Origin of the sequence: Candidatus Pantoea persica, assembly GCF_013753875.1 — a bacterium.
In the GTDB taxonomy this organism is placed as follows: domain Bacteria; phylum Pseudomonadota; class Gammaproteobacteria; order Enterobacterales; family Enterobacteriaceae; genus Pantoea; species Pantoea persica.
In genome coordinates, this window is sequence record NZ_SMDS01000020.1 from 71,293 (window position 1) to 86,135 (window position 14,843).

The 14,843-nt window shown below is 60.7% G+C and carries 13 protein-coding genes and 7 pseudogenes; 6 read left to right on the plus strand and 14 right to left on the minus strand.

The window, feature by feature from the left end:
• Window positions 1-50: 50 nt before the first annotated feature.
• Together ansP and EIO60_RS12860 are read right to left on the minus strand one after the other, a co-directional pair.
• A complete protein-coding gene (ansP, locus tag EIO60_RS12855; RefSeq protein ID WP_258577018.1) occupies window positions 51-1,553 on the minus strand; it encodes an L-asparagine permease in 1,503 nt (500 codons plus the stop codon).
• A 286-nt stretch (window positions 1,554-1,839) separates the two neighbouring features.
• A pseudogene (locus tag EIO60_RS12860) lies at window positions 1,840-2,109 on the minus strand (YdgH/BhsA/McbA-like domain containing protein); the annotation flags it as partial.
• A gap of 256 nt (window positions 2,110-2,365) precedes the next feature.
• Between EIO60_RS12860 and EIO60_RS16215 the strand changes: the two are divergent.
• Window positions 2,366-3,068: pseudogene (locus tag EIO60_RS16215) on the plus strand (type IV pili methyl-accepting chemotaxis transducer N-terminal domain-containing protein); the annotation flags it as partial.
• A gap of 130 nt (window positions 3,069-3,198) precedes the next feature.
• On the opposite strand, the gene EIO60_RS17315 reads toward EIO60_RS16215, so the two are convergent.
• Entirely contained in the window at window positions 3,199-3,261 is a 63-nt protein-coding gene (locus EIO60_RS17315; RefSeq protein WP_508278753.1) for a hypothetical protein, read from the minus strand.
• A 385-nt stretch (window positions 3,262-3,646) separates the two neighbouring features.
• Between EIO60_RS17315 and EIO60_RS12875 the strand changes: the two genes are divergently transcribed.
• The 3 genes and pseudogenes from EIO60_RS12875 to EIO60_RS12885 all read left to right on the plus strand — a co-directional run.
• Window positions 3,647-4,015, plus strand: coding sequence for an ArsC family reductase (locus EIO60_RS12875; RefSeq protein ID WP_258577094.1), 369 nt, complete (start codon window positions 3,647-3,649; stop codon window positions 4,013-4,015).
• Between the two features lies 1 nt (window position 4,016).
• On the plus strand, window positions 4,017-5,144 hold the full coding sequence (gene dapE / locus EIO60_RS12880; RefSeq protein WP_258577021.1) for a succinyl-diaminopimelate desuccinylase: 1,128 nt from the start codon (window positions 4,017-4,019) through the stop codon (window positions 5,142-5,144).
• A gap of 20 nt (window positions 5,145-5,164) precedes the next feature.
• Window positions 5,165-5,362, plus strand: a pseudogene (locus EIO60_RS12885) (YpfN family protein); the annotation flags it as partial.
• Window positions 5,363-5,466: 104 nt separating this feature from the next.
• Here EIO60_RS12885 and ypfH read toward each other — a convergent pair.
• The 9 genes and pseudogenes from ypfH to dapA all read right to left on the minus strand — a co-directional run bounded on the left by ypfH (window position 5,467) and on the right by dapA (window position 11,526).
• Window positions 5,467-6,160: pseudogene (gene ypfH / locus EIO60_RS12890) on the minus strand (esterase).
• Between the two features lie 73 nt (window positions 6,161-6,233).
• Window positions 6,234-6,671, minus strand: a complete 438-nt coding sequence (locus EIO60_RS16220) for a tRNA-binding protein (RefSeq protein WP_309484714.1) — start codon at window positions 6,669-6,671, stop codon at window positions 6,234-6,236.
• Window positions 6,614-6,976 (minus strand): GNAT family N-acetyltransferase, encoded by a 363-nt coding sequence (locus tag EIO60_RS16225; RefSeq protein WP_309484715.1) that lies wholly within the window; start codon window positions 6,974-6,976, stop codon window positions 6,614-6,616. The genes EIO60_RS16220 and EIO60_RS16225 overlap by 58 nt, the downstream gene beginning before the upstream one ends.
• A 72-nt stretch (window positions 6,977-7,048) precedes the next feature.
• Entirely contained in the window at window positions 7,049-7,327 is a 279-nt protein-coding gene (locus tag EIO60_RS16230; RefSeq protein WP_309484716.1) for a hypothetical protein, read from the minus strand.
• Window positions 7,328-7,419: 92 nt separating this feature from the next.
• Entirely contained in the window at window positions 7,420-7,716 is a 297-nt protein-coding gene (locus tag EIO60_RS16235) for a tRNA(Met) cytidine acetyltransferase TmcA domain-containing protein (RefSeq protein ID WP_309484717.1), read from the minus strand.
• A gap of 60 nt (window positions 7,717-7,776) precedes the next feature.
• A pseudogene (ypfJ, locus tag EIO60_RS12900) lies at window positions 7,777-8,622 on the minus strand (KPN_02809 family neutral zinc metallopeptidase).
• Window positions 8,623-8,743: 121 nt separating this feature from the next.
• Window positions 8,744-9,457: a phosphoribosylaminoimidazolesuccinocarboxamide synthase gene (purC, locus tag EIO60_RS12905; RefSeq protein ID WP_258577022.1), complete on the minus strand. Its 714-nt coding sequence runs from the start codon at window positions 9,455-9,457 to the stop codon at window positions 8,744-8,746.
• Window positions 9,458-9,601: 144 nt separating this feature from the next.
• Window positions 9,602-10,633, minus strand: a complete 1,032-nt coding sequence (gene bamC / locus EIO60_RS12910) for an outer membrane protein assembly factor BamC (protein WP_258577023.1) — start codon at window positions 10,631-10,633, stop codon at window positions 9,602-9,604.
• A gap of 14 nt (window positions 10,634-10,647) precedes the next feature.
• On the minus strand, window positions 10,648-11,526 hold the full coding sequence (dapA, locus tag EIO60_RS12915; RefSeq protein WP_258577024.1) for a 4-hydroxy-tetrahydrodipicolinate synthase: 879 nt from the start codon (window positions 11,524-11,526) through the stop codon (window positions 10,648-10,650).
• A 144-nt stretch (window positions 11,527-11,670) separates the two neighbouring features.
• Between dapA and EIO60_RS12920 the strand changes: the two are divergent.
• Both EIO60_RS12920 and bcp read left to right on the plus strand, forming a co-directional pair.
• Window positions 11,671-12,245: pseudogene (locus tag EIO60_RS12920) on the plus strand (glycine cleavage system transcriptional repressor).
• Window positions 12,246-12,393: 148 nt separating this feature from the next.
• Window positions 12,394-12,861 (plus strand): thioredoxin-dependent thiol peroxidase, encoded by a 468-nt coding sequence (gene bcp, locus EIO60_RS12925; RefSeq protein ID WP_258577025.1) that lies wholly within the window; start codon window positions 12,394-12,396, stop codon window positions 12,859-12,861.
• Window positions 12,862-12,911: 50 nt separating this feature from the next.
• Here bcp and EIO60_RS12930 read toward each other — a convergent pair whose 3' ends face one another.
• Together EIO60_RS12930 and EIO60_RS16240 are read right to left on the minus strand one after the other, a co-directional pair.
• Window positions 12,912-13,787, minus strand: a complete 876-nt coding sequence (locus EIO60_RS12930) for a GGDEF domain-containing protein (protein ID WP_258577095.1) — start codon at window positions 13,785-13,787, stop codon at window positions 12,912-12,914.
• A gap of 222 nt (window positions 13,788-14,009) precedes the next feature.
• Window positions 14,010-14,843, minus strand: a pseudogene (locus tag EIO60_RS16240) (phosphodiesterase).

Sequence of the window (14,843 nt, forward strand, 5' to 3'; positions counted from 1 at the left end):
GAAAGCGTCGCCAGTAAAACGCCTGCCCTTGCGGGCAGGCGCTACGCGATTTAGCGCACGTTGTCCGCCAGCGTGTGCGGCTGGTCGCCGTCGTCGTGCGCGTGCAGATGATCGTGTTCGGTCTGCGCGATGGCATTCACGCGCTTGCGCACGCCGAACCAGCCCAGAACCAGAATCACCGCCAGCACCGGAATCGTGACGATGGTGTAGGTGCCGTTCGGGTAGTCGAACGCCATCAGCACCAGCACGCTCAGCAGGAACAGCAGCGTCAGCCAGGAGGTGACCGGCGCACCTGGCAGCTTGAAGCTGACGTCGTCCGCCTTGCCCTCTTTGATCGCCTTACGCAGACGCATCTGGCAGATCACGATAAAGCCCCAGGAGGCAATAATGCCGAGCGACGCGACGTTCAGCACGATCTCGAACACCTGAGAAGGCACATAGTAGTTCAACACCACGCCCACCACGTAGACCGCGATGGTCACCAGGATACCGGCGTAAGGCACCTGCTGGCTGCTCATTTTCGACATGAACTTCGGCGCCGAGCCACCCATCGCCATCGAGCGCAGGATGCGGCCGGTGGAGTAGAGGCCGGAGTTCAGGCTGGAGAGCGCCGCGCTCAGCACCACAATATTCATGATGCTGCCGACGTAAGGCACGCCCAGCTTCGAGAAGAAGGTTACGAACGGGCTCTGTCCCGCCTGATAGGCGTTCCACGGCAGTAGCAGCACCAGCAGCACCACCGAACCGACGTAGAACAGGCCGATACGCCAGATCACGCTGTTGATCGCTTTCGGCAGCATAGTTTCCGGATCTTTACACTCGCCGGCGGCGGTGCCTACCAGCTCGATGGAGGCGAAGGCGAAGACTACGCCCTGCACTAGCACCAGCGCGGGCAGTAGGCCGTGCGGGAACAGCCCGCCGTTGTCGGTCACCAGATGGAAGCCGGTGGCGTTACCGTCCATCGGTTTGCCGGTGCCGAGAAACACCACGCCCACCACCAGAAAGATGGCGATCGCCAGCACCTTGACCAGCGCGAACCAGAACGTCATCTCGGCGAACCACTTCACGCCGATCATGTTCATGGTGCCGACAATGGCCAGCGCGCCCAGCGCGAAGACCCACTGCGGCACGTCGCCAAAGGCGCCCCAGTAATGCATATAGAGCGCTACCGCGGTGATATCGACGATGCCGGTCATCGCCCAGTTGACGAAGTACATCCAGCCCGCCACATAGGCCGCTTTTTCGCCGAGGAATTCGCGCGCATAGGAAACGAAGCTGCCGCTTGACGGACGGTGCAGCACCAGCTCACCGAGCGCACGCAGAATAAAGAAAGAGAAGATTCCGCACACCAGATAGATCAGCGCCAGCGCCGGCCCCGCCGCCTGCAGACGCCCGCCGGCGCCGAGGAACAGACCGGTGCCGATGGCGCCGCCGATAGCAATCATCTGAACGTGACGATTGCCCATCGCCTTGTGGTAGCCAGTGTCGTGTGAGTTCAGCCAGCGTCTTTTCGCAGCGCGCATTTCGGCTGCGGTTTTATGAGTATATTTCATAGCCTTCCTGTTTGTCCTGTTTGTCCTGACCATCAATCACGGCGAACACAAACGATTGCGCGCGCCATGCGAAATGGGGTAATTGCCTTGTTATCTACCTGTGAGTTATTAGTAAAAAGGCAGGGGAAATTACGGCGATGAATCCTACCCGTTCTGCGTGAACGAAGCAAAAGATCCCGACGGGGTGCACAAAGTGTTTTGTAATAATCGGGTTTGTTGCACAAAAAACAACGGCCATTAGCAGGCCGGCAAATGCTATAGGGATTAAAAATGTGGCAGAGGGGTAGCGATAAATCTCAGCGGTAACGCGCCACAGGCTGGAGTCGCCCGGGTTTTCGACGCCGATAATGCGGTAGTGGTTGGCGCCCATCTCTTCAGCTTTTTGCGAAAGCTGACGCGTTGCGTCATCCAGCGAGCCGGGGGCGTTCGAGATAGAGACGCTGCCGACGCTCTGCAGGCCCTGCGCCTGCTCTTGATCAACTAGCGTGGCCGCCAGCGAGGAAAATGAAGCGGTGGCTAACAGTGCACCAGCCAGAATCACGATACGTTTTTTCACAGGATGCTCCTTACCAGAGGTGACAGGTGATTATCTTAATTCAGGTTTACAGTATTAACGTCCTAATGAAAGCCAAATGCGTCCGATATAAACCTGTGTACTTTTTACGCGCCTGCACGTGCGCTCTCTTGGGATATGTCAGCACCGGTTGTTTTTTGTTCACCCTGTAACAGGCTGCATAACGATGCCGGGGCGCGGCGTGGCGCTCGCAGGGCTTCTTCTCTATAATGCCCGTACGAAAAACAGGGGTATCGCCGTGATTGTAAAACGTTCCGTAACTCGCAGCATCGCTCAGGCGCTGAGCGCTATCGTGCTGCTGGCGCTGATGACACTCTCCAGCAGCCTGCGCGACGCCGAGGCGATCAGCCTGGCCAACTCGCTGCGCATGCAGAGCTATCGGCTGGCCTGGGACAGCACCAGCGCGCCGCAGCAGCTCAGGCGCCACCTGCAAGAGTAAGCCAGCGCTGCGCGATCTCGACCGCCCCTGGGTACCGCGCGAGGTGGTCAACCGCTACCAGCATCTGCGCCACGCCTGGCCGTCGCTGCAGATCCAGCTACAGCGCGGCGACGACGCGGTCTATCAGCAGCAGGTAGCAAACTATGTCGGCGAGATCGACCGCTTCGTGCTGGGGCTGCAGCGCTACAGCGAGCGCAAAATAGAGCTGGTGGCGGCCAGCAGCCTGCTGGGGGTGATTGCCATCGTGGCGCTGGCGCTCGCCACCATTCGCTTTAGCCGACGGCACGTGGTGCGCCCGCTCAATGCGCTGGTGACCGCCAGCCGCTACGTGGAAAGCGGCAATTTCGCCTTTCCACCGCTGGTGGGCGAACAGAACAACGAGCTGCTCGTGCTGGCGTAAACCTTCAGCGCGATGGCGGCGCGGCTGCATTCGCACCACCAAGCGATGGCCAGCGCGGTCGAGGAGAAAACCCGCGATCTGCAGGAGGCCAACCGCACCCTTTTCCCGCTGAAGCCGAAGCTGCACGACTGACGGGCAAAAACAGAGGCAGCCACCGAAGTGGCTGCCTTGTATTACTGTGTGTGGTCAGAATCAAAGCAAGGGGGACAGGTCCTGCCTTTTTCGACGCCTGTTACTTGTTGTGTAACATCGCGGCGATGAAGTCTTTCCCGTTCCCTATTTCAGCATCAATCATATGAACCGCTCTTAATAGTGCTGCCGATTTTACGCATAAATTTTCGACAAGTGAATACGGTTACACCGGTTTTCACTATCGGCAAAGGCGATTAATGGCTTTAGTTTTCTGGATCTGCTTGCTGACGTATATTTCAGCAATAGCGCGGCTCAGCAGCGATAAACAGCGTGATAAATGGACCAGATGGTCTGAATTTCGCTTAAGATAATTCTTAACACTCTCTTGATTAACCGCGTGACAATAAGCGGCTAAATAAAAGCGGTTACTAAGAGTATTCTTACATGCTTTTTTTTCGCCGCATATTCACGCGCATGGACAATGGCGGATTCGGCACGCCGGCGGTCTGTGGTAAACTGATGCTCTTTTTTTACACGGGGAAAGGATGATGACAGCGCAGTGGGTGATGTACGGCATAAAAAATTGCGACACGATAAAAAAAGCGCGCCGTTTTTTAGAGGCGGCCGGCCTCGAGTTTGCATTTCATGATTACCGCGCCAGCGGGCTGAGCGATGCGCTGTTGACGCAGCTTATCGATCAGCTAGGCTATCAGACGCTGCTTAACACGCGCAGCACCACCTGGCGCAAGCTGCCAGAAGCGGATCGCGAGGCGGTTACTAACAGCGAGAGCGCCAAAGCGCTGATGCTGGCGCACCCCGGCGTGATCAAGCGCCCGGTACTGCGCGCGCCGGACGGCACGCTGCTTGTCGGCTTCAGCGAAGCCGCCTACCAGACGTTTATCCAAGAGAAGTCATAACATGTTCTGTCCGGTTATCGAACTGACGCAGCAGCTGATTCGCCGCCCCTCTCTCAGCCCGGATGACGCCGGTTGCCAGGCGCTGCTGATCGCCCGTCTGGAAGCGATTGGCTTTCAGGTAGAGCCGATGCACATCGACGACACGCTCAACTTCTGGGCGACGCACGGTCAGGGCGAAACCCTGGCGTTCGCCGGCCACACCGACGTGGTGCCGCCGGGCGACGCCAGCCGCTGGATTAATCCGCCCTTCGAACCTACCATTCGCGACGGTATGCTGTTCGGCCGCGGCGCGGCTGATATGAAAGGCTCGTTGGCGGCGATGGTGGTGGCGGCGGAGCGCTTTGTCGCGGTGCACCCAAACCACAAGGGCCGTCTGGCGTTTTTGATTACCTCCGACGAAGAGGCGAGCGCGAAAAACGGCACGGTGAAGGTGGTAGAGCGCCTGATGGCGCGCAACGAGCGCCTCGACTACTGCCTGGTAGGCGAGCCGTCCAGTACCGAAGTGGTGGGCGACGTGGTGAAAAACGGCCGCCGCGGCTCGATGACCGCGAACCTGACCATCCACGGCATGCAGGGCCATGTCGCCTATCCACATCTGGCGGACAACCCGGTGCACCGCGCCATGCCGGCGCTGAACGCGCTGGTGGCGACCGAATGGGATCGCGGCAACGAATTTTTCCCGCCGACCAGCATGCAGATCGCTAACGTGCAGGCCGGCACCGGCAGCAACAACGTCATCCCGGGCGAATTTTTCGTGCAGTTCAATTTCCGCTTCAGCACCGAGCTGACCGACCAGATGATCAAAGATCGCGTGGCGGCGCTGCTCGACAGCCACCAGCTGCACTACACCCTGGAGTGGAACATTTCCGGCCAGCCCTTCCTGACCTCACGCGGCAAGCTGGTAGAGGCCGTGATCAAGGCGGTATCGCACTATAATGAAATCAAGCCGCAGCTGCTGACCACCGGCGGCACCTCAGACGGGCGCTTTATCGCGCGGATGGGCGCGCAGGTGGTTGAACTGGGGCCGGTGAATGCCACCATTCACAAAATCAACGAGTGCGTGAAGGCGGCCGATCTACAGACGCTGAGCCGTATGTATCAGCGCATCATGGAACAGCTGGTCGCCTGAAGCGCGAGAGGAGCAGGCAAATGGAATTTATTAAAGATTACTGGTGGATCATTGTGATCCTGTTGCTGGTTGGCGTGCTGATGAACGTTTATAAAGATCTGAAGCGCATCGATCATAAAAAATACATGGCAAACAAACCTGACCTGCCGCCCCATCGCGACTTTAACGATAAGTGGGACGATGAGGACGACTGGCCGAAGAAGAAGAAGCTAAAGCGGCGGCCCAACGCGCCAGCTTCCACGTCAGATAACACTGGAAAGCGACGCCTGGCGCGCCGACAGCTCGGGCCGCGCTTAACGCCCTCGCCTGCGCGAGGGCGTTTTTACACCATCATAATCACATCGTCGCCGCCGGGCTTCGCCCCGCTCAACGCCTCGTCGAAATAGCGCTTCGGCACCGTATAGTGCAGATGCTTCAACGCCAGCGCCATGTTGCGGTCATCCACCGCGTGCGGCAGATCTTCTACAATATCGAGCGTTACGTCGCCGCCCAGCATGGTGAGGCGCTGCGCCGCCTGCTCGGCGTGCTGCATCGGGATCTGCTCATTATATTCGCCGTAGTTCAGGTGAATCGTGGTGCGCGTCGTCGCGCTCTCCGGCAGCGTGGCGTAGCGGCCGCTGAAGGCCACCACGCGGCCCGCCAGATCCGGCTGCGCCTTTACCCCCCCTCCAGCACCATGGTGCTGCCCTGAGAAAAGCCCACCAGCGCAGTGGCGTCGGGACGCAAGCCGCTCTGCTGCTGCCAGTGGCGCACTGAATCGACGAACTGCGGCAGCACGGCATTGACCCGCTGCTGCTTGCTCTGGTCATGCTGCGCCGTTTCGCTGAACCAGTAGTGGCCCGGCGCGGGTGCGCCGACCGCCACCACCTGCGCCTGAGGAAACTCGCGCGCGAACCAGCTGCCCAGCTGCCCAGCTGCGCCATCGAGTGCGGATTATCGCCTACGTCGTGGTAGAGCAGGAGCAGCTGTTGCGCTGCCATGCTCGGCTGCTGAACGATTACATATTGCAGTGTCATATTGCCCTCCTCGGATCACTATACGCCGCCCTGCGCAGCGCGCTATCGGGAAAATTTGAACAACCTGTTGCAATTATTCGACCTGGCGCCGCAGCGCCTCGGCGTGGATGGGATCCAGCGGCATCAGCGCTGTGGCGGCGTCGGCGCGCAGCTGCGCCACCAGCGCCCGGCGGCCGCTCAGCCCTGCCCGCTGCGCCAGCTGGCCGACATCAGCCTGCGGTTCCAGCGCACTCTGCAACAGCGGCGAGAGGCGCGCGCCAGCCGTTCGGCGGCACTGCAGCAGCGCACGCATAGCCATCGCCGCATAGCAGCCGCTGCTGGCTTCGCGCTGCGTGCCAATGTGCACCAGCTGAAAGCCGCAGTCGCGCCAGAAAGTCCACAGCAGCTTGGTGTAGCCAAAACTGACGGAGAGAAAATTGACGTCGCGCTGCGCCTCAACGGCGGCGACAGCACCTAGCCGATGCCCAGCCTGCGCTGCTCTGGCGCCACCGCGATGCGCCTGATGCGGCACGAGCGCAGCACCGCCGCCTCAATAAACCCCACGTGCGCCGCCAGCGATTGCACCACCAGATTACCGCGCGGCCGTCGACGCCTCGCCCAGACCGCCTGCGCCAGCGCGGGCGACAGGCCGCCCTCCTCCACCAGCCACAGCGCGCCCTGCAGAGCCGGCGCCTCGCCGCTCAGCCACAGCGTCATGCCCGGCGCGTCCATCAGGCGTCGCAGATCAAGGGGCGAGGTGCGGTAGTGCGCGCTGGCCAGCAGGCGGTAGGCGGCTTCCGGCTCGGAGGGATGCTGCGTCCAAGCGTTTTCCGCCATGCGGCGCGGCGGCCTCATCGACAATCAGCCAGTCAGCCAGTCAGCCAGTCAGCCAGTCAGCCAGTCAGCCAGTCAGCCAGTCAGCCAGTCAGCGTCGGGCTGCGCCAGAATGGCGTCCGGCGCCATAAAGCGAAAACGGTCGCCGGCAAACTGCGCCAGCACCTCGGTGGCGGCCTTCGCCGGGGCGGCGATCGCGCGCGGCACCTGGCGCGCCAGCATGCCCGCCAGCGCCGATTTGCCGAGGCGGCGCGGCGCGGCGCGGCGCGGCGCGGCGCGGTGAGCATCGCGACGCCGAGCGCCATTGTCAGCAGCTGCTGCAGGATCGCCTGCTGCTGCGGCGGCGAGCAACACTGCCAGTCCGGCCTTGCGGACAACGGCGCAACGCGATCCGCACTGCCCTAGCGCAGCAGCGCCACATCCGGATCGGCCAGCAGCCTCTGCTGCTAATGATGGATAAAGTTCGGCGCAGCAACGGGGTCCGCCACATCGGCCCAGCGCAGGCTGTCCTCATCGGGCTGCTGCGGCCAGCTCGCCCACGGCGGCGCCAGCAGCAGCAGCCAGCTTCCGGCGTGCAGCGTGCCCGCCAGCGCGGCGAACGCCTCGGCGTGGAAACCGCGTCGCGCATTAAAAATGACATGGGTGAATTCGCGGCCGAGCAGCGTGCGTAGCGCTGCGGGCGCGTAGTGGGGCAAGCCGGCAATCGGCGGTGCGCGCCAGCGACCAGTCGGCGTCGCCGGCAATCACGCAGAGTCGCCTGACGCCCGCCTGCCGCATCGGGCGGCTGAGCTGTTCAGGCGACATCAGTTAGCGGCGAAGGTATTGCACTGGCCGGGATCGCCGCTGTCGAATCCGCGTTTAAACCAGGTATAGCGTTGCTCCGAGGTGCCGTGGGTAAAGCTGTCAGGCACCACGCGGGCCTGGCTGCGCTGCTGCAGGCGATCGTCGCCGATTGCCTGCGCCGCATCCAGCGCCTGCTGCAGATCGCCGGTCTCCAGCCAGTTGTCTTTGCTGACGTTGTGGCCCCAGACGCCGGCGAAACAGTCCGCCTGCAGCTCCATTTTCACCGAGAGATGGTTGATCTCCGTCTGGCTGGCACCCTGCTGCATCTCGCGCACCTTCGGCTCGATGCCGAGCAGCTTCTGCACGTGATGGCCGACTTCGTGCGCCACCACATAGCCCTGCGCGAACTTGCCGCCCGCGCCGAGCTTGTTCTTCATTTCGTCATAGTAAAGAGAGGTCGATATAGACGCGCTGGTCCGCCGGGCAGTAGAACGGCCCCGGTGCCACAGCGGGTCTGGGTGGCGCCGCGGTACATCACCAGCGTCGGCGGCACATACTCTTTGCCCATCTGCTGGAACAGCTTGCCCCAGGTGTCTTCGGTGGAGGCGAGGATAACGCGGGTAAATTTCGCCGCTTCGTCATCGTTGGCGCTGACGCGCTGCTGCTGGCTGGTGGGGGCGACGTCGCCGCCGGTTAGCAGTTCCATCAGATCGTAGCCGTAATAACCGGAGACCGCGACGATGATTAACAGGATTACGCCGCCTTTGCCGCGCGGCAGATGGATCATCTATCGTCCGCCGCCGTAGGAGGCCTTGATCTCGTCGGTCTTCCATATTGTCGCTCTCGCGACGTCCTTGCCAGCGCATACTCTGCTCCTGATTGAGGTAATTTCAGGTGATTTTAGTTACGCCACGCCACAACTACCAGCATTCAGGCCAAATGAAAAAGGAGAGCCGCGGCTCTCCTTTTGTCGTTCAGCTGCAGTGCCTAGTCGAGCTTAACGCCCAGACGCTGCGCCACTTCCTCATAGGCTTCGATCAGGCCGCCAAGGCTCTGACGGAAGCGATCCTTGTCCATTTTGTCCATGGTCTCTTTGTCCCACAGGCGCGCGCCGTCTGGTGAGAACTCGTCGCCCAGCACCACTTCGCCCTTGAACAGACCGAACTCCAGCTTGAAGTCCACCAGGATCAGACCGGCGTCGTCAAACAGTTTGCTCAGCACCTCGTTAGCCTTAAAGGTCAGCTCCTGCATGCGCGCCAGGTTCGCCTTGCTGACCCAGCCGAAGGTTTCGCAGTAGGATTCGTTGACCATCGGGTCATGTTTCACGTCGTCTTTGAGAAACAGATCGAACAGCGGCGGATTGAGGATCATCCCCTCTTCCACGTCTAGGCGTTTCACCAGCGAGCCGGCGGCGCGGTTGCGCACCACGCACTCCACCGGCACCATCTCCAGCTTTTTCACCAGCGCTTCATTGTCGGAGAACAGCGCCTCCATCTGGGTGGGAATGCCTGCTTCCTGCAGTTTGGTCATGATGAAGTGGTTAAACTTGTTGTTCACCATGCCCTTGCGATCGAACTGCTCGATTCGGGCTCCGTCGCCTGCTGACGTATCGTTGCGGAATTCGAGTACCAGCAGATCCGGGTTGTCGGTACTGTATACAGTTTTCGCTTTACCGCGATACAACTCAGCTCGCTTTTGCATCTTGTTAACTCCAGACTTAGAAATTTCGGGTGTTTGGCGGCGGCGGGCCGCTGCGGGATTGCCGCGACGCAATCGTTTACTTCGCCGAGTGCTATTATGCCTGAGACGAAAAAAAGGCCGGAGAATCTCCGGCCCTGAGGCGATTTATTTGTTGAGTGCCGCCTGGAACACGGCCACCAGCGCATCGTTTTGCGACTGGGTAAGCACATGCCCTTTGGGATCGATAAACTGCAGGCTGCTGCGGTTATCGAGGTCGCCGACCTGAACCTTATAATCGCCGTTCGGCAGCTCCGGATCTTTGGCGCCAAGGTCGTCCCACGCGCCGCTGCCCGGCGATTTATAGGTAACGTTCAGGCTGCCCTGCGAGCGGTTGCTGTCGGTTACTTTCATGCCGACGCGCTTCATCGCCTGCGGCAGACGCTGCCAGGCGACGTTGAACGGCGTGCGCAGCACCAGCAGCGGCAGGCCGGTATCGTCCGCGCCGCTCTGGACGTCGACGCTGCCGCTGGCGCGGCCCGCGGCGGCGTTTTCATTGGCAATGTCGATCTTGTGGAGGCCGGTGCTGATGTCGTTCAGCATCTGCGCGGTGTAGCGCTGGATCTTCACGGGCGAGGTGACCGTCTCGCCTTTCTGCTGCAGCTCAAGCAGGCGCACCGTCAGCACCCGCTGGTAGCTCTGCGACTGCAGGCTGATCTGGTAGCGGCCGCGATACTGATTGTCTTCGTCGGCACGGTTCCACTGCACCCAGTCGGTGGTGAGCTGCTGCGCCGCATCGTTGCGCTGGGCGACGGGGAAGTTATAGGACGCCACCACTTTCATCAGCTGCGGCCAGAGCGAGCCACGGTTGTTCTCCAGCATCAGCACGCCGGAGTTGCCGGTGAACTGCGCGCGGGTGCCGTTCGTCAGCGCCAGCGGCAGCACCGGCGGACGGATGTCGAGCTGTTTGCCGACGCTGCCGCTGGCGGCAGTGTGCGGCACGTCGTAGTCGCCGTGCGCCACTGGCAGGATCATGCCCGCAGGCGCTTTCAGATCCTGCAGTTCGCTAGCCTGCAAATAGGACTCGTCGCCGCTTACCTGGCGCTTATAGCGCTGATCACTTGAACATGCGGTTAACAGCATCACAGTAGAGAGAGCCACAACGGTGGCAACCGCTGAGCGCTTTACAGAATGGTTCATTAAAATTCCCTAACTTATCGCAAACCCGCTTTAATCAGCGCCTGCTCAACTTTTGGTATGGCCGCTGAAGTCAGCGGCGTCATCGGCAGACGCAGCGTGTCACTGGCGATTAATCCTAACTGTTTTGCCGCCCATTTGACCGGGATAGGATTGGGTTCACAGAAAAGCGTCTGGTGCAGGTGCATCAGACGCTGATTCAGGCGGCGCGCCTCGGTGAAATTGCCCTGCTGCGCCAGCGCGCAAAGCTCGGCCATTTCCCGCGCCGCGATGTTGGCTGTTACCGAGATAACGCCCTTGCCGCCCAGCTGCATGAGTTCCAGCGCGGAGGCGTCGTCGCCGCTCACGATAATAAACGCCTCATCGACCAGTGCTTGGATCTGGCTAACGCGCGATAAGTTCCCGGTGGCTTCTTTGATCCCGATAATATTTTTGATTTTAGCCAGGCGCGCCACGGTTTCCGGCAGCATGTCGCAGCCGGTTCGCGAGGGGACGTTATAGAGCATCTGCGACAGCGCCGTGCTTTCCGCGATCGCTTTGAAGTGCTGGAACAGCCCTTCCTGCGTTGGACGATTGTAGTAGGGCGTGACGGTCAGGCAGCCGACCACACCGCTGTTTTCAAAACGTTTGGTGAGAGATATGCCTTCGGCGGTGGCGTTGGCACCGGTGCCGGCGATCACCGGAATGCGTCCGTCCGCCAGCTCCAGCGTCAGCATCACCACGTTGCCATGTTCTTCATGGCTCAGCGTCGCGGACTCGCCGGTGGTGCCGACAGAGACGATCGCCGCGGTGCCGCTGGCGACATGATAATCAATCAGTTTTTTCAGACTCGCACGGCAGACATTACCTTTGTCATCCATTGGCGTAACGAGTGCAACAATACTTCCCGTGAACATTGGTGATCCCCTCGACAAACAAGTGCTTCATGGTACGTTTTACTCTTGCTGAAAAGCAAGCAGGCCACGCCGCTCCTGTGCTTGTCAGCAGTTTTTTTTATGTTTACCTTAGTGGTTATTAGCGAATGAACAGGAAATCCCACTTTGCCGCCATCTCATCAGCTCCACCATCTGGTGATCAGCGCATTGGGCGTTGACCGTCCGGGTATACAATACCATTACCCGCCACGTTAGCAGCTGTGGTTGTAATATTGAAGACAGCCGTCTCGCCATGCTCGGGATGGGTTCACCTTTATTTTATGCTGCTCTCCGGCAGCTGGAACGCCATTACGCTGATAGAATCGACGCTGCCGCTGAAGGGCGCGGAGCTGGAGCTGCTGATTGTGATGAAGCGCACCCGCGCCAAAACGCGCCCGCCGATGCCGGCCACGGTGTGGGTGCAGGTGGCAGTGCCGGATTCGCCGCACCTGATCGAGCGCTTTACCGACCTGTTCGACAAGCATACGATGAACATCGCCAAGCTGGTGTCGCGCACCCAACCCGCCCAGGCGGATCGCACGGCGACCCTCTATATTCAAATGACGGCGCACAGCCCGGCGGGCGTCAGCTACTCTCAGTTTGAACAGGCGTTTTACGCCCTGTGCCAGGAGCTGAACGCCGAAGGCACGCTGCGCTTTTATAGCCTGGAGGAGGAAGACGCGGCGCCGCTCCAGGCTTAGCGCTAAGCTGTAACTGAACCGGGGCTATTCCTCCACGTTACCGATAGCTGGCTATGTGGCGCGATATCCCCTGATGGCCGCCCTCTCCTGCTGCTTTTGGCAGGCGGAGGCGCAGCCCACAGCACAAAGAAAAAAATGGAGAGTAGCGATGAATCCACTGAAAGCCGGTGATACCGCACCGAAATTTAGCTTGCCCGACCAGGATGGCGAACAGGTAAATTTAGCCGACTTTCAGGGACAGCGAGTTCTAGTCTATTTCTACCCGAAAGCGATGACGCCGGGATGCACCGTGCAAGCCTGCGGCCTGCGCGACAATATGGATGAGCTGAAAAAGGCCGGCGTGGAAGTGCTGGGCATCAGCACGGACAAGCCGGAAAAGCTGTCGCGTTTCGCGGAGAAAGAGCTGCTAAACTTCACGCTGCTCTCGGATGAGGATCACCAGGTCTGCAAGGCGTTTGGCGTCTGGGGTGAGAAGTCCTTTATGGGCAAATCCTATGACGGCATCCACCGCATCAGTTTCTTGGTGGGCTCAGACGGCATTATTGAAAAGGTATTCAACGACTTCAAGACTTCGAACCACCACGATATCGTGATGGATTATCTGAAACCCGTCTGATCCCTGGCGGATGCAGCGCGGCGCCGCATCCGTTGTTTCTTTCGCCGCGCCTAGGCCAGCACGTCGCCCGACAGCGCGGTAGCTTCCCCCGCCACCACCACGCGATTACGCCCGGCATGCTCGGCGCGATAGAGCACGTCATCCGCCTGCTTCAGGCTGCTTTCCAGAGACGCCGCTTCGCCCTGCCAGGCGGCGACCCCTACCGACAGCGTAATATTGCCGACCTCTTTTATGGGGGTGTCGGCCACGGCGACGCGCACGCGCTCGGCGATGCGGCACGCCTCTTCAACGCTGGTGAGCGGCAGCAGCATCAAAAACTCCTCGCCGCCGTTGCGGCACACCACGTCGCTCTGCAGGGCACTGACGCTCAGCGTCTGCGCCACTTGCTGAATCACCCGATCGCCGACGTCATGTCCCCAGCTGTCGTTGACGCGTTTGAAGTGATCGATATCGAGCGCCAGCACGGCAAAAGGCTGGTGCAGGGCCTGATACAGGTCGAGCACCGCCCTCAGGCCGCGTCGGTTCAGCAGCTGAGTCAGCGGATCGGTTTGCACCTCCGAGCGCAGGCGGCCGATTTTGTCCTGCACCAGGCCGATGCAGCTCAGCAGCTCGCGCTTCACCTGCGCCGCTTCAAAGTACCAGGTACGAATGGCGCCGATCTCGCCCGAGACGCCCGACGCATCCATCTGGCGCGCCTTGCGCGCCAGCTGCCAGAGCGGCAGCGCGGGATCGTCGAAATTTTCGCCCAGCAGCCGGGCGCTGTAGTGCAGCTGCGACTGCGCCAGCTGAAAGAAAATTTCGGTGGTGGAGGCGAGCTTGGTGGCGTAGGCGCGGTTCACCTCCAGCATGCTGTCGATCAATACCATGCGCTGCACGCGCCATATCGCATAGATCGCTTTGATCAGCGTAACGACAATACTGACAATGGCGAGTTAGGCGATAAGCGTGCACAGATCGGTTCTGGGACGCAGGCGCATCAGCATAGCGCGCCCGCCACAAAAAGGAGATCCATACGGGAAAGCCTGAGAATGTAGTTTTGTTGGAAGTCATTTGCCCTGGTGAGGCTGGGCGTAAGTGTACACCTTGCTACCGCCTTGAGCACTCTTCCGCTTCGGACATTCTCAGAAAGTTTCCGTTTACGCCCGGCGCTAGTCGATCAGCCCGTTGTGATCGTAAAACGGCCACGGCCCCGAATAGTCGCCGATGGCGCATTGGTGCGTCACCATGCCCTGCGCCGGGTGCCAACGATACAGCACGAAGCCGGGCGGCTCCAGCACGAAATGCGCCGGGCCGTCGGGCAGCAGCTCCAGCGCTACCTGATGGGAAACGCCCGGCGCGCATACCGCTAAGGTGCCGGCGAAGCGCACCTGCAGGCTGTGCGGTGCAGGTGCCCGCACAGTACCGCGCTCGATCTGCGGATGGCGCGCCACGATCGCCGCCAGCGCATCGGGATTGCGCAGCCGCTGGCGATCCATGTGGTCGATGCCGCAGGGAAATGGCAGATGGTGCAGCATCACCAGCGTCGGCGCGCCCGGCTCGCGCGCCAGCGCCTCCTCCAGCCAGAGCAGCTGATGCTCGTCGACGTAGCCCCAGGGCTGCTGCGGCACGCTGGAGTCGAGCGCCAGCAGCTTCAGCGGCCCGACCCTCATCTGCCAGTTAAGCGTCGCGCCGTGCTGCAGATAGTCGTGCTCGGCAAAGACCTCGCGCAGCGCCTAGCGATCGTCACGATTGCCCGACATCAGGCGGAACGGCAGCTGCAGGCGGCGCAGCGCCAGACGCAGCGTCTGGAACTCCTCCACCGTGCCGAAATCGACCAGGTCGCCGGTGATCACCACCATATCCGGCTGCGGCCGTAGCGCGTTCAAGATGTCGATGGCGCGCAGCAGCGCTGTCTGGGTATCGACCTTTTTATAAGACAGGCGGCCGTTGGCCTTGATATGCAGATCGCTGATCTGGGTAATCAGCACAGGTTGGTCGGACAT

Bases quoted from the DNA above. Each gene is read 5' to 3' on its own strand.
- ansP (WP_258577018.1), bottom strand. From the start codon at position 1,553: ATGAAATATACTCATAAAACCGCAGCCGAAATGCGCGCTGCGAAAAGA.
- EIO60_RS12875 (WP_258577094.1), top strand. From the start codon at position 3,647: ATGACAGCGCAGTGGGTGATGTACGGCATAAAAAATTGCGACACGATA.
- dapE (WP_258577021.1), top strand. From the start codon at position 4,017: ATGTTCTGTCCGGTTATCGAACTGACGCAGCAGCTGATTCGCCGCCCC.
- EIO60_RS16225 (WP_309484715.1), bottom strand. From the start codon at position 6,976: ATGGCGGAAAACGCTTGGACGCAGCATCCCTCCGAGCCGGAAGCCGCC.
- purC (WP_258577022.1), bottom strand. From the start codon at position 9,457: ATGCAAAAGCGAGCTGAGTTGTATCGCGGTAAAGCGAAAACTGTATAC.
- bamC (WP_258577023.1), bottom strand. From the start codon at position 10,633: ATGAACCATTCTGTAAAGCGCTCAGCGGTTGCCACCGTTGTGGCTCTC.
- dapA (WP_258577024.1), bottom strand. From the start codon at position 11,526: ATGTTCACGGGAAGTATTGTTGCACTCGTTACGCCAATGGATGACAAA.
- bcp (WP_258577025.1), top strand. From the start codon at position 12,394: ATGAATCCACTGAAAGCCGGTGATACCGCACCGAAATTTAGCTTGCCC.